We start from the raw sequence: 24883 nt of genomic DNA, 5'->3' as shown, positions 1-24883 counted from the left end.
AGCCCTTCACAAAATCCGCGGGTTCTCCCGCAGGCTTGGCGAGGGCGCGGCACATCGATCAACAGGAGATAAGGCTTTGGCAGAAATCATCGTAGTCACGTCCGGCAAGGGCGGCGTCGGCAAAACCACCACCAGCGCCAGCATCGCTTGCGGTCTCGCGCGCCACGGCAAGAAGGTCGCGGTGATCGACTTCGACGTCGGCCTGCGCAACCTCGACCTGATCATGGGGTGCGAACGGCGCGTGGTCTACGATTTCGTCAACGTCACGCAGGGCGAGGCAACGCTGAAGCAGGCGTTGATCAAGGACAAGCGCTTCGAGACCCTCTTCATCCTGGCCGCCTCGCAGACCCGCGACAAGGACGCGCTGACCAAGGAAGGCGTGGAGAAGGTGCTCAACGACCTCGGCGAGGACGGCTTCGACTTCATCGTCTGCGACTCCCCCGCCGGCATCGAGAAGGGCGCGTTCCTGGCGATGTACTTCGCCGACCAGGCGATCGTGGTGGTGAATCCGGAAGTCTCCAGCGTGCGCGACTCCGACCGCATCCTCGGCCTGCTCGACTCCAAGACCCGCAAGGCCGAAGCCGGCGAATCGCCCAAGGCCAACCTGCTGCTGACGCGCTATAACCCGCGGCGCGTCGAGGAAGGCGAGATGCTGTCGATCAAGGACGTGGAGGAAGTGCTCGGCCTGAAAACGATCGGCGTGATCCCGGAATCCGGCGACGTGCTCAACGCTTCCAACAAGGGCGAACCGGTCATCCTCGACCTCGAATCCGAGGCTGGCCAAGCCTACGACGACGCCGTCGCGCGCCTGCTCGGCGAGAGCCGGCCGATGCGCTTTACCCAGTTCGAGAAGAAGGGCTTCTTCAGCAAGCTCTTCGGAGGTTGAGCATGGGACTGTTCGACTTCCTGAAAACCAAGAAGAACACAGCCTCGATCGCCAAGGAGCGCCTGCGCATCATCGTCGCGCAGGAACGCACCAAGCGCGGCGGCCCCGACTACCTGCCGCTGCTGCAGCGCGAACTGCTGGAAGTGATCCGCAAGTACGTCAGCATCGATGTCGACGCGATCAAGGTCGACCTGGTCAAGGAAGGCGAGCACGACGTGCTCGATATTTCCGTGGCGCTTCCGGAAGAGCGCATTCCCGCTTCCTCGTAAGAAAACACCGCCGGCGCCGCACCACTCGAAGTGAACGCACCATTCGAAGGGCATCGGTCACAGCATTCATCGTGCGCCGGTCCTGACGCGAAGACGATGCGCAATTCCATGCGAACCGTACAACCCGCAACCACTGACGAGGGCGATGGCGCCGTGCTGTGCCTGCGCGACGTCGCTTTCGGCGACGTCAGCGCCCTGCTCGCCCGCTACGACTTGCAGTTGGCGCACGTGGAAGCGGATACGCCGATTCCCGGCAGCTACTGGGGCGATCCCGAAGCCGGCGTGATCGGTGCGACGGTCTATGCACGCGATGACACACCGGTGCATTCGCTGCTGCACGAGGCCTGCCATCTCATCGTGCTGCCGCCGCAGCGGCGCGTCCTGGTGCATACCGACGCCACCGATTCGGTCGAAGAGGAAGACGCGACCTGCTATCTGCAGATCGTGCTCGCCGACGCGCTGCCCGGCGTCGGCAGCGAGCGCCTGATGGGCGACATGGATGCCTGGGGTTATTCCTTCCGTCTCGGCTCCACGCGGGCGTGGTTCGAACGCGATGCCGAGGATGCGCGAAGCTGGCTGCAGCAGCGTGGATTGCTGCCCGCGCTCGCGGCTTGAAGCGCGAAACTAGCGCGACTTGCCCACTGTCGCCAAGGTGCGCCCGAGATCCAGTGTCGCGCGCGTCCCGCGTTCCGCGCGCGGTTCGAGCTTCAGATTCCAACCCAGGTGCTCGCAGAGCCTTGCGATCAGGTCGAGGCCGATGCCATTCCCCTCGCGTCCGCCACCGCGCGCCATGCGCGCGTAGATCGCGCTGATCTCCTCCGGCGACATGCCGTGCCCCGGATCGTCGATCACCACGACGGCTTCCGGCCGCAGCGTAATCACGATCGTGCCGCGGTCGCTGTTCTCGATCGCGTTGCGCAACAGGTTGCCGATCGCCGCCTGCACGATCGTCAGCGGCGCGACCACTTCGCAGGCCGGCAGCGGCGCCAGCTCGAGCGTGAGGTTCTTGTCGGCACACAGGTGGCGATGATCCTCCATGATCTCGGGCAGCAGCTGGTCGAGGCGGAAACGATCGCTGATGCCGGCCAGCCGCCGTGGATCCTTCGCCAGCACCAACAAGAGCGAAATCAGCTGCTCCACGCCGCGCGCGGTATGCAGGATGCGCTGCAGCTGCTGGCGCGTGGCGACGGGGGTATCCGACGGTGCCAGCGTCAGCTGATCCAGAGCGATCTCGCTGGCGCCGGCGATCACCGCGATCGGCGTGCGTAGCTCGTGGCTGGCGCTGTCGATGAACGCACGCTCGCGTTCGACGAAGCGTGCGTTGCGCTCGATGTAGCCGTTGACCGCGTCGGCGATCACCACCAGTTCGGAGCTGGCTCGTGGGCCCGGTTCGATGCGTTGCTCGGGACGGTCCGGCTGCAAGGTGGCGATGTCCGTGGCGAGCTTCGACAGCGGCTTGGCCAGGCGCCGCAATCCCCAGGCGACGATAATGCCGGACAGCAGCAATCCGCCCAACGCGGAGCCCACCATCAGCGTGGACAGATGGCGCTCCTCGTCCTCGAAACTGGTGATGTCGAGCGAAACGATGAAGCGCCGACCGGCCTGGTCCTTGACCAACGCGACGCGTTCGCGGCCATCGACCTTGATGTCGTCGTGCAGCCCCGGAGACAGTGTGGTCAATCGATGCGGGATCGTGCGCGGCTCGTTGCTGTCGTAAAGGATGACGTCGTCGGTATCGCGCCAGTGATAGTCGGGATCTTCCTTATGCCTGGCCAGGTAATGGTCGAGTTCGGATTGCAGCAGCGAACGCCACAACAACCGCTCCGCGCGTTCGTTGATCGTGTTGCCGTGGTAGACCACCGCCAGCGACAGCAGCAGCATGTAGACGATCACGCCGACCGTGATGCGAAGCTGGAGACTCGCCCTACGCACCCGCGCCGCCGCCTTCGGGTGCGAGCCGGTAGCCGACCCGCGGCACGGTCTGGATCAGCTTGACGTCGAACGGCCCGTCGACGCTGCGCCGCAGTTCGTAGATGTGGGACCGCAGCATGTCGCGATCCGGCGGGTCGTCGCCCCAGAGGGCGTATTCCAGCTGCTCGCGGGTCACCACCGCCGGGCTCGCCTTCATCAGCGTCTCCAACAACTTGCGGCAGGCCGGATACAGATGCAGCGGCTTGCCGGCGCGGGTGGCCTCGAGCGTGGCGAGGTCGAGCTTGAGATCACGCACTTCCAGCGTGCGGCTGCGGCCACGGCCGGCGGCGCGCGCGACCAGCGCCTCCAGGCGCACTTCCAGTTCCGGCAGCGCGAACGGCTTGGTCAGGTAATCGTCGGCACCGGCGCGGAAGCCGGCGATCTTGTCCGGCAACTCGTCGCGCGCGGTGAGCATCAGCACCGGCAGGCCGCTGCCGTACTCGTCGCGCAGGCGGCGCAGGACTTCCTGTCCATCGATGCGCGGCAGCATCCAATCGAGGATCGCCGCGTCGTAGGCCTGGGTGACGGCCAGGTGCAGGCCGGTGACCCCGTCCGGCGCGGCATCGAGGGTGTGGCCGCGCGACTCGAAATAGTCGAAGAGGTTCGCCACCAGATTCTGGTTGTCTTCAACGACCAACAGCCGCATGACCCGCCACCTCCTGATCGGCCCGCAGCCGTCCCTTCCGTCGAGCCCACCTACTGTGCATGGCGCATGTCGAAAAAACGTGGGAATGCCATGTTCGCACAAGCTCCGCTGAACGAATCGCCACCGTTTCGCGCCGCGGCCGCCGTTTAACGCCCGGCCAACACCGTTCCGACCGCTCTCCGACAGCGCGCTGACCAACATGCCGCCGCGAAGAACGACCGGCAGAGTCAACGAGCGTGTCCGAATCCATCCCCGCCTTGCGGAGCGCAAGGCACTTCCCCTTCCTGTCCGGAGCGCGGCTTTCGGCGCTCGGTGGCAGCATCTCGCAACGCCGCGGCTTCGCCGACGGCGTCGCGCCCGCCTGGCTGCCCCCCACGTGGGTGACACGGCAACTGCTGCTTCCTCTGCTCGCTTTCGTGGCGGCCAACTTCGTGTTGCTCGGACTCGGCGGCGACCGCTGGCTGGCGGACCAGGTTTTCGCCCTCGAAGGCCATCGCTGGGCCTTGCAACACATCGTGCTCACCACCGAGATCATCCATGTCGGCGGCAAGCGCCTCAGCGCGCTGGCCTGGCTGGTGGTGGTGGCACTCGCGATCGCGGCGTGGCGCAGGGACGACTGGACCCATCTGCGCCGCCCGCTCGTCTGCCTGGCCTTGTCCGTGGCCGTTTCGACCCTGCTGGTGTCGTACCTGAAGCACGCGACGCACATGGACTGCCCGTGGGACCTCACGGCCTACGGCGGCGGTCGCCCCTACTTCGGCCTGTTCGACGCCCGTCCCGCCTCGCTGCGTTCCAGTGGCTGCTTCCCCGCCGGCCATGCCAGCGCCGGCTATGCCTGGGTGGCGTTGTATTTCTTCTTCCAGAGCACGCGACCTGCATGGCGATGGTTCGGGCTCGGCGTCGGCCTCGCGGCCGGGTTGATCTTCGGCATCTCGCAGCAGCTGCGTGGCGCGCACTTCCTCTCGCATGACGTGTGGTCGCTGATGCTGTGCTGGCTGACGGCATTGCTGTTGCATCGGGTGACAGTGCGATGGTCGCTGGCACGCGCGGCCCTCGCCGCGCGACGCAATGCCTCGGCTGCGATCACGCGAAGCGAGCCTGTGCAGGAGGCTTCGCGATGAGCACGCTCCCCCGCAGTGCATTGCCTCGCATCGCCATGCCGAAATGGCTCACCTTCAGACTGACGATGCGCCTGGAAGTGTTGGCCCTGCTTGTCAGCGTCTTCTTCCTGGCCTGCTACAACTTCAGCTTCTGGCGCGCGATCGCGCATCTCGATGCCTCCTGGCGTCTGGTCGTCACGCTGATCATCCTGATCGTCGCGCTGCAGGCGTTCCTGCTCGGTCTCGTGCTCAGTCGCTGGACGGCGAAACCGCTGCTGACCCTGCTGTTCCTGGTCAGCGCGGGCGCGGCGTACTACATGAACGCCTACAACCTCTATCTCGATGCGGACATGCTCCGCAACGTGCTGCATACCGAGACCCGCGAGGCCAGCGAACTCATCGTTCCCGGATTGCTGCCCTACCTGTTGCTGCTCGGCGTGCTGCCCAGTCTGCTCGTCTGGCGTCTGCGGTTCCCCGAGCGGACGTGGCCGCGCGCGCTCGCGATCCGCGCCGGCTTCCTCGTCGCGATGGTGCTGCTTGGCGTGGCGGGCGCGATGTTCGCGTTCAAGGATCTGTCGGCGCTGATCCGTAATCAGCGCGAAGTACGGTATCTGGTCACGCCCGCCAACTACATCGTGTCTACGAGCAAGGTCCTGCTCGTCGACGAACGACAGGCGCATGCACCGCTGCTGCCGATCGGAGAGGACGCGAAACAGGCATCGCGTGCACCCGGCAGCAAACCGCGGCTGCTGGTCTTCGTCCTCGGCGAAACCGCGCGGGCGGCGAACTGGGGTTTGGATGGATATGCACGCCAGACAACGCCAGAACTCGCGTCGCTGCCTGATCTGATCAGCTTCCCGCAGACCGAATCCTGTGGCACCAGCACGGAAGTCTCCGTGCCCTGCCTGTTCTCGCCATGGGGCCGTCACGATTACAACGAGAGCACGATCCGCCGCCATCAATCGCTGCTGCACGTACTCGATCGTGCCGGCGTGACGACACTCTGGCGCGACAATCAGACCGGCTGCAAGGGTGTCTGCGATGGGCTGCCGTTCGAATCCGTCGTCGATGGCAAGGATCCCGCGTTGTGCAACGCCAAGCGCTGCTTCGACGAAATCCTCCTGCAGGACCTCGGCGCGCGCATCGCGCCCAATGGCCGCGACCGCGTCGTCGTGCTGCACACGCTCGGCAACCACGGGCCGGCATATTTCGAGCGGTATCCGCCGCGCTTCCGCCGTTTCGTTCCCACCTGCGACACCGACGAACTCGGCGACTGCAACCGCGAACAAATCGTCAACAGCTACGACAATGCGTTGCTTTACACCGATCACCTTGTCGCCGAAACGATCGGGTTCTTGAGGAAGCAGGACGCCTACGACACCGCGCTGATCTACGCGTCCGATCACGGCGAATCACTGGGCGAGAAAGGACTGTTCCTGCACGGCGTGCCGTATGCGATCGCTCCCAAGGAACAGACCCACATCCCGATGGTGATGTGGTTCTCCCCGGACTTCCTTCGCGATCAGAAGCTCGACCCGAATTGCCTGCGGAAAACAGCGCAGCAACCGGCCAGCCACGACAACCTGTTCCACTCCGTGCTCGGATTGATGCAGGTGCACACGAATCTCTACCAGCCCGAATTCGATCTGTTCGCCGGATGCACCGGGCGCGTCACGAAAGCGTGAAAACAAAGACGTCAATTCGAAACCATACGCAGCGGAATTCTTTCGTTGCGACGCGAACGCCTTGGCTGATGAAACTCGTCACTCCTTTGTAAACCGACTTCCTGATACTTTCGCCTTTGCGCAATCCGCGAGGGCGAACCCATGGTGTCTGAACGTCGGCGTCACTTCCTGAAAATGGCCGCCACTTCGGCGGGTGCCGTGGCCGGCATGCAATTTCTGCCGCAGGTGATCCGCGATGCGCTCGCGGTACCGGCCGCCTACGTCACCGGCACCATCAACGATGTGCAGCACGTGGTGATTCTGATGCAGGAGAACCGCTCCTTCGATCACTACTTCGGCGCCCTGCGCGGCGTGCGCGGCTTCGGTGATCCGCGCCCGATCCCGCTGCCCGGCGGCAAGAATGTATGGCAGCAGCCGAACAGGATCGGCAGCAAGACCACCACGCTGCCGTTCCATCTCGATACCGACAAGACAGCGGCGCAGTGCCTGTCCGACATCGACCACAGCTGGAAAGGTTCGCACTCGCTGTGGAAGAACTACGACGCCTGGATCCAGGTCAAGGGCCAGTTCTGCATGGGCCACTTCACTCGCGCAGATCTGCCGTTCTACTACGCGCTGGCCGACGCGTTCACGGTGTGCGACGCCTACTACTGCTCGCATCACGGCCCCACCAACCCGAACCGCATGCATCTGTTCACCGGCACCAGCGGCATGACCGTCGGCGATTACGGCCCGCAGGCCGTCAACAACGCCGACGACGGCAACTGGACCGGCGACATGACGAAGGACAATCCGAACTTCGTCGGCCATACCTGGACCACCTATGCCGAACGCCTGCAGAACGCCGGCGTCGGCTGGAAGGTGTATCAGGAGTACGACAACTACGGCGACAACTCGCTGGCGTACTTCAAGAACTTCCGCAAGCTCGACACGTCCTCCGAACTGTACAAGCGCGGCCGCGCCGTCGTGCCCGGCTCCAACGCCAGCAACAAGGACAGCTCGCGCGGCGAATACCTGATCGAAGCCTTCGCCAACGACGTCCGCAACGGCACGCTGCCGCAGGTCTCGTGGATCGTGCCGTCCTACATCATGAGCGAGCACCCGTCCGCGACGCCGGCCTACGGCGAGTCGCTGACCGCGCGCCTGCTGGAAGTGCTGGCATCCAATCCCGAGGTCTGGTCGAAGACGGTGTTCATCATCAACTACGACGAGAACGGCGGCTTCTTCGATCACGCCGCGCCGCACCTGCCGGCGATCGATCGCAACCTCGGCCTGAGCACCGTCGACACCGCCACGGAAAACTACAACGGCGTGCCCGTCGGCCTCGGCGTGCGCGTGCCGATGCTGGTGATCTCGCCGTGGAGCAAGGGCGGCTGGGTGAACTCGCAGGTGTTCGATCACACCTCCGTGATCCGGTTCCTCGAACAGCGCTTCAACGTGCCGGAACCCAACATCAGCGCCTGGCGCCGCGCGGTCTGCGGCGATCTCACCACCGCGCTCGAATTCGCGGATCCCGAGACGGCATGGCCCGCGCTCCCCGACACCAGCGGCAGCATCGGTGACGCCGATGCCAGTTGCGCGCTCAGTCCGCCGCGCGTGCCCAGCAAGCAAGTCATGCCGAACCAGGAAAGCGGCCGCCGCCCCGCCTGCGCCCTGCCCTATGCGCTGCACGTGCATGGCCGCGTCGATATCGCCGCCGGCAAGTACTGGCTCGACTTCGTCAACAGCGGCGCGAGTGGCGCCGGTTTCAACGTCTATTCGCAGAACCGTAGCGACGGCCCGTGGTTCTACACCGTGGAAGCGGGCAAGCAGTTGTCCGACTACTGGAGCTCGGTGCAGTACACCGCCGGCAAATACGATCTGCGCGCCTTCGGGCCGAATGGATTCCTGCGTGAATTCAAGGGTGACATCCTCCTGGCCGGCACCGGCAAGGCACAGCCGGAAGTGGAAACGATCTACGACGCCGCCAACGGCCGACTTTTGCTGCGCCTGCGCAATAAAGGAACCGCGACCTGCACGCTGACGGTGAAACCGAACCGCTACAGCAGCGAACCCGCGCGCACGCACGCGCTGGGCGCGGGCGCCAGCGTGGACGACGTCTGGTCGATCGCCGGCAGCGATCACTGGTATGACCTCAGCATCACGTCCAGCAGTGACAGTGGCTATCTGCGCCGGCTCGCTGGTCATGTCGAGACCGGTACAGCCAGCTTCAGCGACCCGGCGTTTGGATGAGGGAGCACATGCTAGCGGACGCCTTCAGGGCGTCTGCCGCGCTCCCGAACGCCCGGCCATCGAACCGCGCCGTCAGCGCGGTGAGGTGGCCGGGCCGGACATCCCGAAGCCAGCGCAGTCGCGCGACGGATGGCAGCACATCACCGACCGAAGCCGATCGATACGCATCGATATCAGCCGCGACACAATTGTTGATATAGAACAAGGAAAGCATTTCCCCCACCTTCCAACACTTGCGATCCCTTCCCTGGCCCACTAGCCTGCCCGCACCTGCGCCCTCGTAGCGCGTGCCCGAGACTCGCCAGTGAGCCATCGCCGCAACCTCCCGTTCGCCGCCCGCACCGCCTTCCTCGCCCTTGCCTGCGCGTTGACGATCGCCGGCTGCAAGGACTCGTCCAAGACCGAGCAGAGCGCCGACAACGTCCCGAAGGACGAGACCGCCGACGAGTTCATCGAACGCGTCAACCGCGAGTACAAGGAGATGTACCCGGAATTCACCGCCTCGCAATGGCTGTCGAGCACCTACATCAACGACGACACCAAACTCCTGGCCGCCAAGGGCAACGAACGTTTCCTCACGCAGCTCAACCGCTGGCTCGAACAGGCCAAGCGTTTCGAAGGCCAGAAGATGTCGCCGCAGACCGCGCGCGCCATCAACCTGCTCAAGCTCAACACGGCGATGCCGCCGCCGAAGGACCCGGCCAAGCTGACCGAACTCACGGCCATCGCCACCGATCTGGAAGGCCAGTACGGCGCGGGCACCTGGTGTCGCGACACGAACGATCCGAAGAGCTGCCGCCAGCTCGGCGACCTCGAGGACGTGCTGCGCAACAACCGCGACTACAACCAGCAACTGGAAGCCTGGCAGGGCTGGCACACCATCGCCAAGCCGATGCGCGGCGAATACCAGCGTTTCGTCGAACTCGTCAACGAAGGCGCGCACGACATGGGCTATGCCGACGCCGGTGAGATGTGGCGCTCCGGCTACGACATGTCGCCGACGGAATTCGCCGCCGAAACCGATCGCCTTTGGGGACAGGTCAAGCCGCTGTACGAACAGCTGCATTGCTACGCACGCACCAAGCTGGAAACGCAATACCCCGGCAAGGGCTCGGTGAGCGGCGGCCTGCTGCCGGCACACCTGATGGGCAACATGTGGCAGCAGGATTGGAGCAACCTGTGGGGTTTCCTCGAACCCTATCCGGATGCCGGCGATCTGGACATCACCGCCACGCTGAAGAAGCAATACGAAGCCGGCCTCAACGATCTGCTGATCAAGGAAAACGAAACCATTCCCGCCGGCCGCGAAGCCGACATCGTGCATCAGGCCGAGTTCGCGCAGGCGCGGCGCATGAACGAGCGCGCGCAGGATTTCTACGTCTCTCTCGGCATGCCCAAGCTTCCCGCCAGCTATTGGGAGAAGTCGCAGCTGATCAAACCGCGTGATCGCGACGTGGTCTGCCACGCCAGCGCCTGGGACATGGACATGTCCGGTGACGTGCGCATCAAGATGTGCATCAAGGCGAACGAGGAAGACTTCACCACGATCTACCACGAGCTCGGCCACATCTATTACGACCTCGCCTACAACAAGCAGCCGCCGCTATTCCAGAACGGCGCCAACGATGGCTTCCATGAAGCCATCGGCGACACCATCGTGCTGGCGATGACGCCGCAATACCTGCATACCATCGATCTGGTCGGCGAGCAGCAACAGAGCCAGGAAGCACTGATCAATTCGCAGATGCGCATGGCGCTGGCGAAAGTGTCGTTCCTGCCCTTTGGCCTGATGATCGACCGCTGGCGCTGGGGCGTGTTCGACGGCACGATCAAGCCGAACGAGTACAACAAGGCCTGGTGGCGTTTGAAGGCGCAATACCAGGGCGTGGCGCCGGTGACGCCACGCGGCGAGGAATTCTTCGATGCGGGCGCCAAATACCACGTTCCCGGCAACACGCCTTACACCCGGTACTTCCTGTCACACATCCTGCAGTTCCAGTTCTACAAGGCGCTGTGCAACGCCGCCGGCTACAACGGGCCGCTGTACAACTGCAGCTTCTACGGCAACAAGGTCGCCGGGCAGAAATTCTGGGCGATGCTGAGCAAAGGCGCGAGTCAACCCTGGCAAGCGACGATGCAGGAGCTCACCGGAAGCGGCAAGTTCGACGCCGCGCCGATGCTGGAATATTTCAGCCCACTGCAGGAATGGCTGAAGAAAGAGAACGAAGGCCAGACCTGTGGCTGGACGATGCCGGCGGACAACTCGCAAACCGCGGCGAAGTCGGACAAGGCCAAACCCGCGCCCAAGAAAGGCTGAATCTGGAACCCTCTCGTCATTCCCGCGAAGGCGGGAATGACGGGCCTGGGCGTAGTAATCGTCGACCTGTCAGCACATGTTTCGGATCACGCCGCGAGCGCGCGCCCGGACAGATCGCGACACAGATCATCGGCATAGTCGGGACGCTCCAGCAGTGGCCTCCCGATGGCGATGAAGTCCGCATGTTCTTCGCGCAGGATCGCCTCGGCGCGATCGGCGCCGCGGATCAGGCCGACGGCGATGGTCGGCACGTCCAGCGCGCGGCGGATCGTCGACGCGAACGGCACCTGGTATTCCACACCGATACCGTAAGGCACCTTCGGCGACAGGCCACCGGCCGATACGTCCACCGCCTGCAGCCCCAGCTCACGCAACGGCAGCAGCAGTTCCGCCACCGCCTCGGGCGTCAGTCCATCCGGATCGAAATCACTGCCGGACACGCGTACCAGCAGCGGGTAATCCGGCCCGACCACGCCGCGAATCGCCGCGAATACTTCGCGCAAGAAACGGCCACGATTGTGCGCCGAGCCGCCGTACTCATCGTCGCGATGATTGCTGATCTGCGACATGAACTGATGGACCAGAAAGCCGTGCGCGGCATGCAGTTCGATGGCGTCGAAACCGGCGTCGAGCGCGTATCGGGTCGCGCGTTCGTAGTCGGCGATGGCCTTCGCGATCTGTGCCTGCGTCATCGCCTCCGGCACACCGTAAGTGTCGTCATAAGCGATCGCACTCGGTGCCAGCAGCGCGCCCGCGCCGCGGAAGGACTTGCGCCCGCCATGGCTGAGCTGCACCGCGATCGCCGCGCCTTCGGCGTGCACGGCATCGACCACCGCGCGCAGTGGCGCCACATGCGCAGCGCTGTAGAGACCGATGTCATCGCCGAACAGTCGGCCCTCGGGCGCGACCGCGGTCGACTCGACCATCACCAGCCCGACACCACCACGAGCACGGCGTGCGTAGTGGTGCGCGTGATACGTCGTAGCGCTCGCGTCGGCGGTTCCCTGGTATTGCTGCATCGGCGACATCACCACGCGATTGCGCAATCGCAGTCGTCCCAGCATCGCGGGCGAAAACAGACGGGAACGGGATTCCGACTCGATCAGGGTGGCGGCAGCGACTTCTCGGTTCATGGCGGTGGGCTTGCCTGGGAAGTTCGAACAGCCTAATTTGTCCCCAATACCTGCTTGAATACCCGCCATGTCGGATAATTCGCGACAAAATATCCTGAATTAAGTCTTCGGTGACCGCGCCAGCAGCGGTCTCGTCGCCTTCGTGCAGACCGCGCGCGCCGGCAGCTTCGCCAAGGCCGCCGAACGCATGGGCGGCACGCCCTCGGGTGTGGCGAAGGCGGTGCGGCGCATGGAGGACCGACTCGGCACCACGCTGTTCGCGCGCACCACGCGCAAGCTCAGCCTCACTGAAACCGGCCTGCTCCTGCTCGAACATGCCGACCGCATTCTCGACGCGATCGCGCAGGCGGAAGCCTCGCTCGCGCACGCGGATGCCGGGCCACGCGGACGTCTGAAGATCAGCCTCGCACCCGGCATCGGCCGCGCGCTCGTGCTGCCGTCGCTGCGCGAATTCATGCGCGCCTATCCCGACATCCTGCTCGACATTGATTTCGACAGCCGCCAGGTCGATCTGGTCGCCGAAGGCTACGACCTGGTACTACGCGGAGGCGTCGCGCCACCCGATTCCAGTCTGCGCGGCCGCAACCTTGGACCAGAACGCTCGTTGTTGTGCGCGTCACCGAGCTACCTGCAAGAGAAAGGCGCGCCAAACACACCCGCCGACCTCGCGCACCACCGCTGCATCCGCTATCGCAGCCCGACCAAGGGCCGCATCCGTCCCTGGCCGCTGCCGCCCCTATCGAGCGGATGCAGTGTCGAGGTGCCGCAGACGATCGTGCTCAGCGATCCCGAAGCCGTGCGGCTGTCCGCATTGGCCGGCATCGGCATCGCCGCCATCGCACGCTACGCGGCGCTCCCGGCTTTCGCCAACGGTTCCTTGCAACCCGTGCTCGCGGACGCGCTAGTTGCGCAGGACGAAAACGACAACTGGTTGCTGTGGCCGCCCGATCGACAGCATGTGCCGAAGGTGCGCGCGTTCGTCGACCATGTCGTCGCTGTTTTCGATGCTTATCATCGCCAAGACGCTAGTCAGGCTGTAAGGAAACCAGCGAATCGCCCGCCGCGAAAACGCTGACGATTCCGTGTTTGCGTCTACAAACGCTCCGTCGGCTCGAGCGCCGCGGGTTCCGCCGGCACTTCCGGCACCTGATGATGCTTGCGCACCATCTCCCAGCGCCAGCACAGCCATCCGAGCAAGGTGAACACGGCCGCGCCAAGGGCGAGATGCAATCCGTTGTCGCTCAGCAACGGCGACAGCACGCCAGCCACCAGGGCATTCATCGCCAGCCCCGTGAACGCCTGCAACGACGACGCCGAACCACGCTGGCGCGGATACATATCGAGGATTGCCAATGTCAGGATCGGGAACACCAGCGCGACGCCAAAGGAATTCAGCATCACCGGCAGCACCGCCCACGGCACGCTCAGCTGTGGCGCGAACACGTTGTAGAGAATGTTGGCGGTCACTGCCACACCGCAGCAGGCGAAGCCGATACCGGCCAGCCGCGAACCGCTGATACGTCCGGCCGCGCGCCCCGACAGGAATGCACCCACCATCATGCCGCCGATCATCGGCACGAAGAACCAGGCGAACTGGCGCTCGTTCAATTTCAGCAGATCGAGCACGAACGCCGGCGCCGAGGCGATGTACAGGAACAGCGCGGCGAAGTTGAACGCACCCGCCGCGGCGAGGCGCTGGAAGCGCGGATTGACGAAAATCCCCAGATAGCCGCGTAGCAATGGCTTTGGCTGCAGCGGCAATCGCGCCTGCTTCGGATGTGTTTCCGGCAGCCACAGCGAGGTCGTCGCGATCAGCAACAACGCGAACGCGACCAGGAACCAGAAGATCATCGGCCAGCGGCCCCAGCCAAGCAGCCAGCCACCGATGATCGGCGCGATCGCCGGCGCGATGCCGAAGATCATCGACACCTGGCTCATCAAGCGCTGCGCGTCGTCGCCGTGCAGCACGTCGCGGATCACCGCGCGTCCGACGATCAGGCCCACGCCCGCCGACAGGCCCTGCAGCACGCGGAACGCGAGCAGCATCGGCAGATCGGTCGCCAATGCGCAGCCGATCGAGGCGATCACGTAGATCACGAGCCCCGTGAGGATCACCCGTCGCCGACCCAATGCATCCGACAGCGGACCGTGGATCACGCTCATCGCCGCATAGGCGATCAGATAGGCGCTGATGGTCTGCTGCATCACCAGCTTGTCGGCACCGAACTGCGCACCGATCTGTGGGAACGCCGGGAAGATGGTGTCGATGGAGAACGGGCCGAACATCGCCAGCCCGGCCAGCAGCACCGCGAGCCGTCGCGTCGGTATCGTTGAAGGCGTCATGTCAGGCGGAATTCGCGACGGAGGCGCTGGCGGTATCCGGCGGCCCCTTCAGCTCGACCGTGTTCCCTTCGGGATCGGACAGATATTGCGATGGCCCCTCGCCTTCGGCGCCGTAGCGCGAGCCGAAATCGCCGACCGGCACGCCATGCGCCTGCAGGTGCGCGACGATCGCCTCGCGGTCGAACGGTTCGACGCGCAGGCACAGATGATCGAGATTGTGACCTTCCGCTCCCGGCGCGGCACCACCGGCACGGCCGAGCTTGCCGGCGACGTCCACCAGATCGATCAGCGACTGTCCGGCCCGCAGCTGCACCAGCCCGATCTCGTCCTGGCGCCGTTCGACGGTGCAGCCGAGCACCGCGCAGTAGAAGGCCTGCATGCGCGCGCTGTCGCGCACGCGCAGCACGATGTGGTCGATCTGGCGAAGCTGAAAGGGAGCCTGGAGCGGCGGCGCGGACATGGCGGCCTTGAGAAGACACGTGAGGAACAACGCAGACCGCATATGTTAAAGAATTGCCGGCCCCGCTGCCCGGCTGGGACGTTCCGTTGCACGAATTCCCGTCTGAAAGGCCGCGTCACGCCGCCCAGACGGCTGGGGCCCGGGACGCCCCTGGCGCAGGCTATAATTCGCCCGCAGTCCCGTGGGAGAAGTGGGCCGGCCCTCGACGGGGCGCGGACCCGCTGCCGAAGGCGCAACGCCCGTAATCGCTCAGGCCCAAAGACCACACGCAACACACGCGGCAAACTCTGGAGAGACCGACCCCGCCGTCACAGGCGCGGAACCGGCGCCGAAGGGGCACGAGGCGGGTCCAAAGCGGACCGCTTCCAAACTCTCAGGCAAAAGGACAGAGGGGCATCCAACGTGCGGCGACGCACGCCTGGCCGTCATCGGCCCGGCTGTCGTTGTCGGTCATGTTCCTGAAGCCCTTCCGGACCCCTGCCATGTCGAACAACGGCCTGCCCCATCACAATCCGCCCCAGCGCACCTCGCCTTCCCTGCGCGAACTCGAATATCACTCCGCCTTCGTCGAGCGCCATATCGGCCCCAACGACGCCGAGATCGCGCAGATGCTGCACGCGATCGGCCACGACTCGCTCGATGCGATGACCGATGCGATCGTGCCGGGCAAGATCAAGTCGCCCGCGCCGCTGGCGCTGCCCGAGGCGATCACCGAAGTCGAGGCGCTGGCGAAGATCCGCGCCATCGCCGACAAGAACCAGGTGTTCAAGAGCTTCATCGGCCAGGGCTATTCCGGCACGCACACGCCGAACGTCATCCTGCGCAACATCCTCGAAAACCCGGCCTGGTACACCGCGTACACGCCCTACCAGGCGGAAATCTCGCAAGGCCGCATGGAAGCGCTGATCAACTTCCAGACCATGGTGGCCGATCTCACCGGCATGGAGATCGCCAACGCCTCGCTGCTCGATGAAGCCACCGCCGCCGCCGAGGCGATGACGCTGGCCAAGCGTTCGGCGAAATCGAAGTCCGACGTGTTCTTTGTATCGAACGGCGTGCATCCGCAGACGATCGAAGTGCTCAAGACCCGCGCCGAACCGCTCGACATCGTCCTGCACATCGGCGACGACGCCGAGGCCGCCAGCGTCGACGCCTTCGGCCTGCTGCTGCAGTATCCCGACACGCGCGGCACGATCCGCGACTACGCCGCGCTCACCGAAGCCGCGCACGCACGCGGCGCGCTCGTCGCTGTCGCCACCGACCTGCTCGCCCTCACCCTGCTGGCCTCGCCCGGCGAATGGGGCGCGGACATCGTCGTCGGCAACAGCCAGCGCTTCGGCGTGCCGTTCGGCTTCGGCGGTCCGCATGCCGGCTTCATGGCCTGCCGAGATGCCTACAAGCGCTCGATGCCGGGCCGCCTGATCGGCGTCTCGATCGACGCCGAAGGCAAGCCTGCCTATCGCCTCACGCTGCAGACGCGCGAACAGCACATCCGTCGCGAGAAGGCGACGTCCAACATCTGCACCGCGCAGGTGCTGCTGGCGGTGATGGCGAGCATGTACGCCGTCTACCACGGCCCTGATGGCCTGGCGCGCATCGCACGCCGCACGCATCGTCTGACCGCGATCCTGGCCGCCGCGCTGCGCAAGGCCGGCGTCACCGTTGGCGACGATTTCTTCGACACGCTGCATGTCACCGGCGTCGACGCCGGTGCGATCCACGCCAAGGCCCAGGCGCAGCGCGTCAACCTGCGCCGCATCGACGGCGGCAGCTTGAGCATCAGCCTCGACGAAACCACTACCCGCAGCGACGTGATCGTGCTGGCCGGTCTCTTCGACGCGAAAATTGAAGACATCGACGCGCTCGACGTCGACACCGCCGACGCGATCCCCGCCACATCGGCGCGCAAGAGCGCGTTCCTGCAGCACCCGGTCTTCAACACCCATCACAGCGAGCACGAACTGCTGCGCTACATGCGCCAGCTCGCCGACAAGGACCTGGCGATGGATCGCACCATGATCCCGCTCGGCTCCTGCACCATGAAGCTCAACGCCACCGCCGAGATGATCCCGGTGACCTGGCCCGAGTTCGCCAACATCCATCCGCTCGCGCCGGTCGAACAGACCGCAGGTTACAAGCAGCTCATCGACGAACTCGAAGCGATGCTGGTCGAATGCACCGGCTACGATGCCGTCAGCCTGCAGCCGAACTCCGGCGCGCAAGGCGAATTCGCCGGCCTGCTCGCCATTCGCGCCTATCACCGCTCGCGCGGCGAAAACCATCGCGACGTCTGCCTGATCCCCGAATCCGCGCATGGCACCAACCCGGCATCCGCGCACATGTGTGGCATGACCGTGGTCGTGACCAAGTGCGACAGCAACGGCAACGTCGACCTCGACGACATCCGCGCCAAGGCCGAGAAGTACTCCGACCGACTCGCCGCGCTGATGATCACCTACCCGTCCACGCATGGCGTGTTCGAGGAAGACGTCGTCGCGATCTGCGACATCGTCCACCAGCACGGCGGTCAGGTATACACCGACGGCGCCAACATGAACGCCCTCGTCGGCGTCGCCAAGCCGGGCAAGTGGGGGTCGGACGTTTCGCACCTCAACCTGCACAAGACCTTCTGCATTCCGCACGGCGGTGGCGGCCCCGGTGTCGGCCCGTGCGCGGTGAAGTCGCATCTCGCTCCGTTCCTGCCGCGCACCCTTGGCGGCGAAGGCGACGTCGGCATGGTCAGCGCGGCCAGCTTCGGCTCCGCCTCGATCCTGCCGATCAGCTGGATGTACATCACCCTGATGGGCACCGCAGGCCTGCGCAAGGCAACACAGGTGGCCTTGCTCAACGCGAACTACATCGCCAAGCGTCTCGCGCCGCATTACAAGACGCTCTACACCGGTCGCAATGGCCTGGTCGCGCACGAGTGCATCCTCGACCTGCGGCCACTCAAGGACAGCACCGGCATCAGCGCCGAGGACGTCGCCAAGCGCCTGATCGACTTCGGCTTCCACGCGCCGACGCTCAGCTTCCCCGTGGCCGGTACGCTGATGGTGGAACCGACCGAGTCCGAATCCCTGCACGAACTCGACCGCTTCATCGACGCCATGATCGAGATCCGCGAGGAAATCCGCGCCATCGAGGATGGGCGTCTCGACCGCGAGGACAACCCGCTTCGCAACGCGCCGCACACCGCCACGATGGTGGCGGGCAGCGAGTGGACCCACGCCTACCCGCGCGAACTGGCCGCCTTCCCGTTGCCGGTGCTCAAGCTGCAGAAATATTGGTCGCCGGTGGCGCGCGTGGATAACGTCTACGGCGACAAAAACGTCATGTGCGCCTGCATCCCGGTAGACGCGTACAAGGAAGAAGCGGAAGAAGCATGATCCAGAAGGGGCGCTCCGGCGCCCCTTCTTTTTTGCGGAGAGTTAACCCTTTCCCGCCGGAAGCGGATTCTCGTCGCTCCGGTAGGCCGGCGGAGAGTAGATATTGACCGTCTTCAGCAAGGTGCGCCCGACATTACGGATCTCGTGACGCTCGCCACGCTCGATCACCAGCAGACTTCCCGCGCGAAGTTTTTGCCTCGCGCCTTCGACGATCGCCAGCCCGGTTCCCGATACCACATAAAGCCATTGGTCCGCGCCGCGATGGCGATTGTCCGGCCCGCCTTCGCTGTCGCCCGGCGCGATGATCATTTCCGCCGCCTGCGTCTTGCGCACGGTGAACGCCACGCGGAATCCCTTGCCGAAACGAAAGTGCTTGTATCGCATGTCGCGCTCCTGGCTTTTGTCCCACCATGCGCAGACAGCCGTTAAAGCCGAATCAAAAAAACGCGGACAGACAGTGATATCCGCCCGCGATGGCGAACAAACGCCACTGGGAGTCTTCAACATGTTGCCCGGTCCTGCCCACTCATGGCGCGCGGACACGCAAACTACGGTAGCGGCAAACGTCGAAGCCTTTGTAGAGCGATGACCTGCCATCCCGGAATGAGACGCGGATGTCGTAACGACAGGCTTCACCAGCGACGGCCAAAGTGGTTGCGTTACCACCACCCTGCAAGGGCGTATCGATGGGCAAATCGCGGAACGCGTCGCTTCCCTCATCAGCGATCGCCAGCGAGACGATGCTGTCGCGGGCACGATTGATCAGTTCCAGATAGCGGGTAGACGGCTCTGCATATGCGTGCGCGATATCGGCGAGCGACAACAGGGCAAGGAAGGAAACGGCGATCATTCGCATGGCAACGGCCTCCGGGTCGGTTATCAACGACCGGCCGCAGAGACTTCTGACGCTTGCGCCGGCACCTTCATCTGGCCCGCTTCCGACAAGGCCGGCAATCAATCCGGGACGAATCGTCGTCACGGCGCCACGAATCGTAGCCATGCCCTTTGGCGCTTTTCATCCACGGATTCATACGCTTACGATGAGGCGTCCCACATGGGAAGACGCAATGAAGATCCGCCTCGGCGACATGGAAATAGACGCGACCCGCTACCTCGCACTGTGGTCGTTGATCGTGCTGGCATTTGCCGTGCAAAGAATGATTCACGACGCATTGCTCGGCGGACAGGTCTGGTCGGCGTTCGTCTATCTGCGCTGGTCGATGATCCAGTGGTACACCTGGGCCGCGCTCGCGCCGCTGGTATTCCGTCTTGCCGCAAGCCATCCGATCCAATCGTCTGGACGCTTGTCCGCGATTCGCTTCCATCTGGTTGCAGGCATTGGTGTGACCGTAATCGCCGTCATCATCGGAGCCGGCGTTTCAATCCTGTTCGAACCGAGTTCGTTCTTCGAGCAGATCCAGCAATTCATCGGCCAGCACATGGCCACCGGCCTGCTGACCTACTGGGCATTGGTCCTGCTCCAGCACTCGCTGCATTTCCAGGCGGAGAAATCGCGCCGGGAAGTCGAAGCGAGCCATCTCGCCACCGAACTCGCGCAATCGCGGCTGCAAGTGTTGAAAACGCAGCTGCAACCACACTTCCTCTTCAACACGTTGCACGCCATCGTCACCCTGCTCGACGAGGACAAACGGTCCGCGGAGGACATGCTGCTGCGCCTCAGCGAACTGCTGCGCGCCTTCCTGGAAGACTACGACGGCCAGGAAATCACCTTGCGACGCGAACTGGATCTACTCGACCTCTACCTTGGCATCCAGCGCAATCGCTTCAAGGACCGCCTCACCACCCAGGTCTACGTCGCACCGGACACCTTGAATTGCGCCGTTCCCAGCCTGATGCTGCAGCCGATTGTCGAGAACGCCATTCGTCATGGGATCGGTCAACGCGTCGGCGCCGATCGTATCGAGATCGAAAGTCGTCGCGAAGGAGACGTCCTGTGCATCGAAGTGCGCAATCGCAACAGCATGCTGGAATCTGACAGCGCAGCCTCGGGTCATGGGATCGGCCTCTCCAACACACGGCTGCGTCTGAAGGAACTGTACGGCGATCATGCGGAAATCCGCCTGGATATGATTTGGCCGGAAGGCGTGGCCTGCCGCATCCGATTGCCTTTTCGTGAACTCGAGGAACCGGACGAGATGCCGGAGCACGTCACCGCATGAGCATCACCGCGCTGGTGGTCGACGACGAACCGATCGCGCGCCGCGCGATCGTGCGACTGCTGCGCGAGGATCGGGACATCGCATTGCTTGGCGAATGTGGCGACGGCGTCTCCGCGGTCGCGGCGATCCGCGGCCAATCACCCGACCTGGTTTTCCTGGACATCCAGATGCCGGCGATGACCGGTCTGGACGTCGTCGCCGAAATCGGGGCGGAACGCATGCCGGCCGTCATCTTCGTCACCGCCTACGAGCAATACGCCGTGCGGGCGTTCGAAGCCAATGCCGTCGACTACCTCGTCAAACCCTTCAGCCGCGACCGCTTCGCCGCGACCCTGCGGCGCGCGAAGGCGCGCTTGCAAACCGCCAGCGACGATTCCGCTCGCATCTTGCAAGCCCTGGACGCCCTGCGCCAGCGCGACCAATATCTGGAACGCATCCCTGTTCGCATCGACGAACACGTCGTTTTCATCAACGTCGACGACATCGTCTGGATCAAGGCCAATCGCAATATCGTCGAACTTCATCTCGCCGACCGCGTTCACGAAATGCGCGAGACCATGACGACGCTCGCCACCCGGCTGGATCCTCGTCATTTCGCCCGCATCCACCGCTCGGCGATCATCAACGTGCGTCGGGTCAAGACCATCCATCCCTGGTTCAACGGCCACCACGTCGTCACCATGGATACGGGACAGCAATTGCGCATGAGCCGCTATCAGCACGAAGCCTTTTTACGGTTGGCGACAATGCGACCCAATGAGTAAGGACTCCTGAAATCCGCTTGGCTGTTGGGATCCGGCTATTCGTGGCTCGTTCTCTATCAACCGGACCCAATGAGATCCTTGCGATCAACGCGGCTAGAAGCCCGCCGAAGGCAGGAAAAATGGCACATTTTTCAAACGCCCGGATCATGGATACTCGGCAGTCCTGGACAGGAAGGGAAACCCGCATGCGACACGCTGCTCTTTGCCGGCATTTCGTCCACACCGCTGCCGCAATTGGCTTGACTCTGACCGCCGGCGCACCGGCTTTGGCGCAACAGCAAAGCGCCAATGCCAAACTGATCCAACAGCGCAACGATGCCGAGAAACAGCTGCAGGACATCGCCATCGTCGAACGTAAGGTCATGGTGCCGATGCGCGACGGCAAACACATGGCCGCCGACATCTACCGCCCCAAGAATGCCAAGGGCAAGGTGCCGATCATCTTCGTGCGCACGCCATACAACTTCAATTTCTGGAACGTAAGGCTGGGCGCGCCGAACGACATGAGCGACGAATTGGCAGCGGTGAAGCGCGGCTACGCCTACGTCGAGATGAACGAGCGCGGCCACTTCTTTTCCGAAGGCAACTACGAAATCCTGGGCGCGCCGGTCAGCGACGGCGTCGATGCGATCCGCTGGCTGGCTTCGCAACCCTGGTCCAACGGCAAGATCGGTACCACCGGCTGCTCGTCGACCGCGGAATGGCAACTGGCGGTGGTCTCGGAAGACGATCCCGCCTTCACCACTTTCAATGTCCAGGGCTTCGGTGCTGGCGTGGGCCAGGTCGGCCCCTACTGGGAACAAGGCAACTGGTATCGCGGTGGCGCCGTGCAACTGCTGTTCCTTTCTTGGCTGTATGACCAGCAGAACCAGGTGCGGCCGGTATTTCCGCCGAACACACCGCAAAGCGAATTGATCCGTGCATCGAAGATGTTCGATCTGGAACCGCTGACGCCATACGTGGATTGGGAAAAGGCATTCCGGCACCTGCCCTTGAAGGACATCCTGAAATCCGTGGACGGCCCGTCGGGCATGTTTGCCGATCCGATGCCGATCCCGACCGGCGGCAACATGGTCGCGCGCATGCCCAACGATCCGGCTTGGCGCAAGGGCGGTCTGTGGCACGAAGGCATGAAGGTCAATCGGCCGGGGCTATGGTTCATGAGCTGGTACGACGTATCGGTCTCACCGAATCTCGCGGCATACAACTGGGTGCGCCGCACCGCCCCCCAAGACATCGCGGAGCAGCAGTACGCGGTGATTTCGCCTTCGTTGCATTGCGGATACACGCGCGACACGGAGGAGACGAAGATCGGCGACTTGAGCGTGGGCGACCCACGTCTCGACTACGACAATCTGGTCTATGGCTGGTTCGATCACTTCCTGAAAGGCGAGAACAACGGCCTGCTGAAGAAACAGCCGAAGGTGCTCTACTACGTGATGGGCGAGAACAAGTGGCGGAAATCCTCCACCTGGCCACCGAAGGGCGCGGAGACACGCACCTATCACTTCAGCAGCGGCGGCAAGGCGAACACGCTGTACGGCGACGGCAAGCTGACGTCGCAGCCCGACACCGAGGACCGACCGGATACCATTGTTTATGACCCTTCGAACCCCGTACCGACTTTCGGCGGCGGGGGCTGCTGCCAAGGCAATGCGGTGAAATTCGGGGCGTTCGACCAACGCGCTCATGAGACGCGCAACGACATCCTGGTCTACGACACGGAACCCTTCAAGGAAGGCGTGGAAGTCAGCGGGCCGATCACGGTGACGCTATACGTGTCCTCAAGCGCCAAGGACACGGATTTCACCTTCCAGATCATCGACGTGCATCCGGACGGCAAGGCCTACAACATTACGGAGAACATCCAGCGCATGCGTTATCGAGACGGCTACGACAAGCCGCTCGCATGGATGCAACCGGACAATATCTACAAGGTCACGTTCCAGCCGATCGACACCAGCAATTACTTCAAGTCAGGACACAAGCTGCGGGTAGCGATCTCCAGCAGCAACTTCCCGCGCTTCGATCGCAATTTGAACACGGGCGGCAACAATTACGACGAGACCGAGAGCGTGGTCGCGCACAACACGGTTCACCACGACGCCCGGAATCCTTCGCAGATCAGCATCACCGTCGTGCCGGGTGGTGGCGAGCTGGCGAATGTGAGTGTTGGCGAAAAGGAGGGCTAAGACTTTGGATACCCGGTCCCGATAGGACAGACATCCACAACGCCTGAATCAAACCGCGCCACGAAGTGGCGTCGGCTTGAATGAATTGTCAGACGACACGGGCAATGGCTTCAGGCACCCTTGTTCTTGTCGTCCCAGAGCATCGGCTCCCAAAGCTCCACCTTGTTTCCATCCGGGTCCATGATCCACGCGAACTTGCCGTTCTCGTGTGACTCTGGGCCCGCGATCACCGCCACATCGGCCGCTCGCAGTTGCGCAAGCATTTCATCGAGGTCATCGACCCGATAATTGATCATGAAGGCCGAGTCGCTCGGACTGAACCATTGGCTGTCATGACTCGCAAGATGCCACACGGTGAGGCCTTGGTCTTCAGCCTTGTCATCCGGCCATCTGAGCACGGCGCCACCAAAACTTTCCAGTTGCATGCCCAAGTGCTTTTGATACCACGCCGCCAGCGCGGCGCTATCGCCCTTGCACTTCAAGAAGACTCCACCGATCCCGGTAATCCTTGCCACTGTAGTCCCCAGTTTGTTGAGCCGCTTAACGCTAAATATAGCCTTAAAGCAGGCATCAGGAGCAGAATGGCCACCGCGATCCGATCTGCGCCGCCGCTTCTGCGCCACGGAGCGATCGTGCAGTCGTGCCACCTTGGCACGCAAGCGTCGAAGCAGTCCAATTACTGCGCAATTTGAACGCACGCAACCGTCGAGCATAGGAGAACTGAGATGGTCAGCAAGAACACGATTTGTCTCTGGTACAACGGCACCGCACTGGACGCCGCGGAGTTCTACGCCAAGACGTTCCCGGACAGCGCGGTGGGAGCGGTCCATCGCGCACCTGGTGACTATCCCGACGGCAAGCAGGGCGATGTCTTGACGGTCGAGTTCACCGTGATGGGCATTCCTTGTCTCGGCTTGAACGGCGGGCCGGCGTTCAAGCACACCGAGGCCTTCTCGTTCCAGGTTGCGACCGACGATCAGGCCGAAACGGACCGCTTGTGGAATGCGATCATCGGAAACGGCGGCCAGGAAAGTGCGTGCGGCTGGTGCAAGGACAAATGGGGACTGTCGTGGCAGATCACGCCTCGCGTTCTGATGGACGCGATCACCGATCCTGATCGAGCGGCAGCCAAGCGCGCATTCGACGCCATGATGGAGATGACAAAGATCGATATCGCGGCGATCGAAGCAGCTCGGCGCGGCTAATGCTCCCGATGCTGGCTCACTCTAAGCGGCTTTGGTCTTCCTGATGACTGCGCTTCCCCAGGCGCAACCGATCCTTGTGAAAACACCTGAGAAGCCTCCCACCCTACCCGCTCA

The 24883-nt window shown here is 63.7% G+C and carries 21 protein-coding genes and 2 riboswitches; of the genes, 13 read left to right on the top strand and 8 right to left on the bottom strand.

Annotated features, from left to right (window positions below):
- Positions 1–76 precede the first annotated feature (76 nt).
- From minD to LG367_RS13795, 3 genes are all read left to right on the top strand, one after another.
- A complete protein-coding gene (gene minD / locus LG367_RS13805; RefSeq protein WP_226469837.1) occupies positions 77–886 on the top strand; it encodes a septum site-determining protein MinD in 810 nt (269 codons plus the stop codon).
- Between the two features lie 2 nt (positions 887–888).
- Positions 889–1155 carry a cell division topological specificity factor MinE gene (minE, locus tag LG367_RS13800; protein ID WP_226469836.1) on the top strand — a complete coding sequence of 89 codons (267 nt, stop codon included), beginning with the start codon at positions 889–891 and terminating at the stop codon, positions 1153–1155.
- Positions 1156–1263: 108 nt separating this feature from the next.
- Positions 1264–1770: a hypothetical protein gene (locus LG367_RS13795; protein ID WP_226469835.1), complete on the top strand. Its 507-nt coding sequence runs from the start codon at positions 1264–1266 to the stop codon at positions 1768–1770.
- Positions 1771–1779: 9 nt separating this feature from the next.
- On the opposite strand, the gene LG367_RS13790 is transcribed toward LG367_RS13795, so the two are convergent.
- Together LG367_RS13790 and LG367_RS13785 are read right to left on the bottom strand one after the other, a co-directional pair.
- Entirely contained in the window at positions 1780–3036 is a 1257-nt protein-coding gene (locus LG367_RS13790) for a sensor histidine kinase (protein WP_226469924.1), read from the bottom strand.
- 43 nt (positions 3037–3079) lie between these two features.
- Positions 3080–3772: a response regulator transcription factor gene (locus tag LG367_RS13785; protein WP_226469834.1), complete on the bottom strand. Its 693-nt coding sequence runs from the start codon at positions 3770–3772 to the stop codon at positions 3080–3082.
- A gap of 404 nt (positions 3773–4176) precedes the next feature.
- Between LG367_RS13785 and LG367_RS13780 the strand changes: the two genes are divergently transcribed.
- From LG367_RS13780 to LG367_RS13765, 4 genes are all read left to right on the top strand, one after another.
- On the top strand, positions 4177–4893 hold the full coding sequence (locus tag LG367_RS13780) for a phosphatase PAP2 family protein (RefSeq protein ID WP_425490977.1): 717 nt from the start codon (positions 4177–4179) through the stop codon (positions 4891–4893).
- A complete protein-coding gene (locus LG367_RS13775; RefSeq protein WP_226469832.1) occupies positions 4890–6557 on the top strand; it encodes a phosphoethanolamine transferase in 1668 nt (555 codons plus the stop codon). Before LG367_RS13780 ends, LG367_RS13775 begins: the two co-directional genes overlap by 4 nt.
- Before the next feature lie 141 nt (positions 6558–6698).
- On the top strand, positions 6699–8789 hold the full coding sequence (locus LG367_RS13770; RefSeq protein ID WP_226469831.1) for a phosphocholine-specific phospholipase C: 2091 nt from the start codon (positions 6699–6701) through the stop codon (positions 8787–8789).
- A gap of 304 nt (positions 8790–9093) precedes the next feature.
- Positions 9094–11106 carry a M2 family metallopeptidase gene (locus LG367_RS13765; RefSeq protein ID WP_425490975.1) on the top strand — a complete coding sequence of 671 codons (2013 nt, stop codon included), beginning with the start codon at positions 9094–9096 and terminating at the stop codon, positions 11104–11106.
- Positions 11107–11192: 86 nt separating this feature from the next.
- Here the strand turns inward: LG367_RS13765 and LG367_RS13760 are convergent, their stop codons facing one another.
- On the bottom strand, positions 11193–12239 hold the full coding sequence (locus tag LG367_RS13760; protein ID WP_226469830.1) for an oxidoreductase: 1047 nt from the start codon (positions 12237–12239) through the stop codon (positions 11193–11195).
- A gap of 142 nt (positions 12240–12381) precedes the next feature.
- On the opposite strand from LG367_RS13760, the gene LG367_RS13755 reads away from it, so the two are divergent.
- On the top strand, positions 12382–13314 hold the full coding sequence (locus tag LG367_RS13755; RefSeq protein ID WP_226469829.1) for a LysR family transcriptional regulator: 933 nt from the start codon (positions 12382–12384) through the stop codon (positions 13312–13314).
- Positions 13315–13331: 17 nt separating this feature from the next.
- Here LG367_RS13755 and LG367_RS13750 read toward each other — a convergent pair whose 3' ends face one another.
- A complete protein-coding gene (locus tag LG367_RS13750) occupies positions 13332–14582 on the bottom strand; it encodes a multidrug effflux MFS transporter (RefSeq protein WP_319004026.1) in 1251 nt (416 codons plus the stop codon).
- A 1-nt stretch (position 14583) separates the two neighbouring features.
- A complete protein-coding gene (locus LG367_RS13745) occupies positions 14584–15042 on the bottom strand; it encodes a VOC family protein (RefSeq protein ID WP_226469828.1) in 459 nt (152 codons plus the stop codon).
- A 172-nt stretch (positions 15043–15214) separates the two neighbouring features.
- A riboswitch (glycine riboswitch) is annotated at positions 15215–15317 on the top strand.
- A gap of 2 nt (positions 15318–15319) precedes the next feature.
- A riboswitch (glycine riboswitch) is annotated at positions 15320–15441 on the top strand.
- Positions 15442–15524: 83 nt separating this feature from the next.
- Between LG367_RS13745 and gcvP the strand changes: the two genes are divergently transcribed.
- Positions 15525–18428: an aminomethyl-transferring glycine dehydrogenase gene (gene gcvP, locus LG367_RS13740; protein WP_226469827.1), complete on the top strand. Its 2904-nt coding sequence runs from the start codon at positions 15525–15527 to the stop codon at positions 18426–18428.
- Positions 18429–18470: 42 nt separating this feature from the next.
- Here gcvP and LG367_RS13735 read toward each other — a convergent pair whose 3' ends face one another.
- Positions 18471–18812, bottom strand: coding sequence for a cupin domain-containing protein (locus tag LG367_RS13735; protein ID WP_226469922.1), 342 nt, complete (start codon positions 18810–18812; stop codon positions 18471–18473).
- A gap of 142 nt (positions 18813–18954) precedes the next feature.
- Positions 18955–19284, bottom strand: a complete 330-nt coding sequence (locus tag LG367_RS13730; RefSeq protein WP_226469826.1) for a hypothetical protein — start codon at positions 19282–19284, stop codon at positions 18955–18957.
- On the opposite strand from LG367_RS13730, the gene LG367_RS13725 reads away from it, so the two are divergent.
- From LG367_RS13725 to LG367_RS13715, 3 genes are all read left to right on the top strand, one after another.
- The gene (locus tag LG367_RS13725) at positions 19283–20608 is read left to right on the top strand and encodes a sensor histidine kinase (protein WP_226469825.1); all 1326 of its coding nucleotides are present in this window, start codon (positions 19283–19285) and stop codon (positions 20606–20608) included. The two genes, LG367_RS13730 and LG367_RS13725, sit on opposite strands and share 2 nt — an antisense overlap.
- Positions 20605–21372: a LytR/AlgR family response regulator transcription factor gene (locus LG367_RS13720; RefSeq protein ID WP_226469824.1), complete on the top strand. Its 768-nt coding sequence runs from the start codon at positions 20605–20607 to the stop codon at positions 21370–21372. The genes LG367_RS13725 and LG367_RS13720 overlap by 4 nt, the downstream gene beginning before the upstream one ends.
- A gap of 239 nt (positions 21373–21611) precedes the next feature.
- Positions 21612–23564 carry a CocE/NonD family hydrolase gene (locus LG367_RS13715; RefSeq protein ID WP_226469823.1) on the top strand — a complete coding sequence of 651 codons (1953 nt, stop codon included), beginning with the start codon at positions 21612–21614 and terminating at the stop codon, positions 23562–23564.
- A gap of 110 nt (positions 23565–23674) precedes the next feature.
- On the opposite strand, the gene LG367_RS13710 is transcribed toward LG367_RS13715, so the two are convergent.
- Positions 23675–24046 (bottom strand): VOC family protein, encoded by a 372-nt coding sequence (locus LG367_RS13710; protein ID WP_226469822.1) that lies wholly within the window; start codon positions 24044–24046, stop codon positions 23675–23677.
- A 243-nt stretch (positions 24047–24289) separates the two neighbouring features.
- On the opposite strand from LG367_RS13710, the gene LG367_RS13705 reads away from it, so the two are divergent.
- Positions 24290–24769 carry a VOC family protein gene (locus LG367_RS13705; RefSeq protein ID WP_226469821.1) on the top strand — a complete coding sequence of 160 codons (480 nt, stop codon included), beginning with the start codon at positions 24290–24292 and terminating at the stop codon, positions 24767–24769.
- Positions 24770–24883 lie beyond the last annotated feature (114 nt).

The sequence above is a fragment of the Luteimonas panaciterrae genome (genome assembly GCF_020511115.1).
Lineage (GTDB): Bacteria > Pseudomonadota > Gammaproteobacteria > Xanthomonadales > Xanthomonadaceae > Luteimonas > Luteimonas panaciterrae.
This window is presented reverse-complemented; position numbering and strand designations above follow the sequence as displayed.

Coding starts and splice junctions, on each gene's coding strand:
- minE (WP_226469836.1), top strand. CDS start 889: ATGGGACTGTTCGACTTCCTGAAAACCAAGAAGAACACAGCCTCGATC.
- LG367_RS13795 (WP_226469835.1), top strand. CDS start 1,264: ATGCGAACCGTACAACCCGCAACCACTGACGAGGGCGATGGCGCCGTG.
- LG367_RS13790 (WP_226469924.1), bottom strand. CDS start 3,036: ATGCTGCTGCTGTCGCTGGCGGTGGTCTACCACGGCAACACGATCAAC.
- LG367_RS13785 (WP_226469834.1), bottom strand. CDS start 3,772: ATGCGGCTGTTGGTCGTTGAAGACAACCAGAATCTGGTGGCGAACCTC.
- LG367_RS13775 (WP_226469832.1), top strand. CDS start 4,890: ATGAGCACGCTCCCCCGCAGTGCATTGCCTCGCATCGCCATGCCGAAA.
- LG367_RS13770 (WP_226469831.1), top strand. CDS start 6,699: ATGGTGTCTGAACGTCGGCGTCACTTCCTGAAAATGGCCGCCACTTCG.
- LG367_RS13760 (WP_226469830.1), bottom strand. CDS start 12,239: ATGAACCGAGAAGTCGCTGCCGCCACCCTGATCGAGTCGGAATCCCGT.
- LG367_RS13750 (WP_319004026.1), bottom strand. CDS start 14,582: ATGACGCCTTCAACGATACCGACGCGACGGCTCGCGGTGCTGCTGGCC.
- LG367_RS13745 (WP_226469828.1), bottom strand. CDS start 15,042: ATGTCCGCGCCGCCGCTCCAGGCTCCCTTTCAGCTTCGCCAGATCGAC.
- gcvP (WP_226469827.1), top strand. CDS start 15,525: ATGTCGAACAACGGCCTGCCCCATCACAATCCGCCCCAGCGCACCTCG.
- LG367_RS13735 (WP_226469922.1), bottom strand. CDS start 18,812: ATGCGATACAAGCACTTTCGTTTCGGCAAGGGATTCCGCGTGGCGTTC.
- LG367_RS13725 (WP_226469825.1), top strand. CDS start 19,283: ATGGCAACGGCCTCCGGGTCGGTTATCAACGACCGGCCGCAGAGACTT.
- LG367_RS13730 (WP_226469826.1), bottom strand. CDS start 19,284: ATGCGAATGATCGCCGTTTCCTTCCTTGCCCTGTTGTCGCTCGCCGAT.
- LG367_RS13720 (WP_226469824.1), top strand. CDS start 20,605: ATGAGCATCACCGCGCTGGTGGTCGACGACGAACCGATCGCGCGCCGC.
- LG367_RS13705 (WP_226469821.1), top strand. CDS start 24,290: ATGGTCAGCAAGAACACGATTTGTCTCTGGTACAACGGCACCGCACTG.